Below are 1,673 nucleotides of genomic sequence, written 5' to 3'. Positions count from 1 at the left end.
CCTGCCGCAGGTGGCGCTGCATGTGCCGGGCGGCATGGACGCGACGCACACCGTCGCGGGCATCGACGACCTGCGCGCCGGCTGGCATGCGGACGCGCCCGTGGTGGCGCTGGTGTTCTACCGCTCGCACCTGCTGTCGGGCAACACCGAGGCCTTCGATGCGCTGGCCGCCGCGCTGCATGCGCAAGGACTGAACCCGCTGCCCGTGGCGCTCGATTCGCTCAAGGACCCGCTGTGCCTCTCCGCGTTGCGCGCGTTGTGTGTAGAACACGACGTGCAGCTGGTGCTCAACACCACGGCCTTCGCCGCGCTGGGGCAGGGTGCTTCGGATGAAAGCGGTGAGCCTCTGGCACTCGCGGGCGACGCCCCCGTGCTGCAGGTGATCGTGAGCGGCGGCAACCGCGAGGACTGGCTTGCTGACAGCCAGGGCCTGCGCCCGCGCGACATCGCGATGCAGATCGCGCTGCCCGAGATGGACGGGCGCATCGTCACGCGCGCCGTGAGCTTCAAGGGCCTGTCGCACCGCTGCGAACTCACGCAGACCGAGGTGGTCGGCTACCGGCCCGAGCCCGACCGCGTCGCCTTCGTGGCCGAACTCGCGCGCCGTTGGTGCACCCTGCGCAACCTGCGCGCCGACGAGAAGCGCGTCGCGCTCATCCTCGCGAACTACCCCGGCAGCGAAGGCCGCATCGGCAGCGGCGTGGGGCTGGACACGCCGGCCTCGGTGATGGCCATCCTGCGCACGATGCAGGCCGAGGGCTACACGCTCGACACGCTGCCTGTGGACGGCGACGCGCTGATGCGCACGCTGCAAGAGGGCATCGCCAACGACCCCGCGCAGTGGGCCGCGCGGCCTGCGTGGCAGAGCTACGCGCTCGCCGACTACCGGGTCCGCCTCGCAGCGCTGCCCGAGGGCATGGCCGCCGCCATCGATGCGCAATGGGGCCCGCCCGAGCACGACCCGATGCTGCGCCAGGGCCGTTTCATGATCGCCGGGCTGCGGCTGGGCCGCGTGTTCGTCGGCATCCAGCCGGCACGCGCGCTCGGCCCGCTGGGCCTGGCCGACTACGCGAGCTACCACGACGCCGAGCTGGTGCCGCCGCACAGTTACCTCGCGTTCTATTTCTGGCTGCGCGATGTGTTCGCCATCGACGCGGTCGTCCACGTCGGCAAGCACGGCAACCTCGAATGGCTGCCGGGCAAGAGCCTGGCGCTCGCGGCCACCTGCTGGCCCGACGCCATCCTCGGGCCGCTACCCAACGTGTACCCCTTCATCGTCAACGACCCCGGCGAGGGCGCGCAGGCCAAGCGTCGCACGCAGGCCGTGATCGTCGACCACCTGATGCCGCCGCTCACGCGCGCCGAGAACCACGGCCCGCTGCAGGACCTGGAGCGGCAGGTCGACGAGTACTACGACGCGCTGCTGGTCGATGCGCGCCGCGCCAAGGTGCTGCGTGCGCAGATCCTCGCGACCGTGCGCGCCCAGCATCTGGTCGAAGAACTGGGCATGCCGGGTGCCGAAGACGATGCCGTGCTCGCGCGCGTCGATGCGTACCTGTGCGAGCTGAAAGAGACCCAGATCCGCGACGGCCTGCATGTGTTCGGCGATTCGCCACGCGCGCGGCTGCGGCGCGACACGCTGCTCGCGCTCGCGCGCTTTCCGGCCGGCGACG

The 1,673-nt window shown here is 71.3% G+C and carries 1 protein-coding gene; it reads left to right on the top strand.

What is annotated here, in order from left to right:
- Positions 1 to 1,673, top strand: a 1,673-nt coding sequence (locus VBO01S_RS31340; protein ID WP_174543729.1) for a cobaltochelatase subunit CobN, incomplete at both ends; no start/stop codon positions are given.

The sequence above is a fragment of the Variovorax boronicumulans NBRC 103145 genome (assembly GCF_001591345.1).
In the GTDB taxonomy this organism is placed as follows: Bacteria; Pseudomonadota; Gammaproteobacteria; order Burkholderiales; family Burkholderiaceae_C; genus Variovorax; species Variovorax boronicumulans.
Note: the sequence above shows the minus strand (reverse complement) of the source record. Positions and strands in the feature narration are given on the sequence as shown.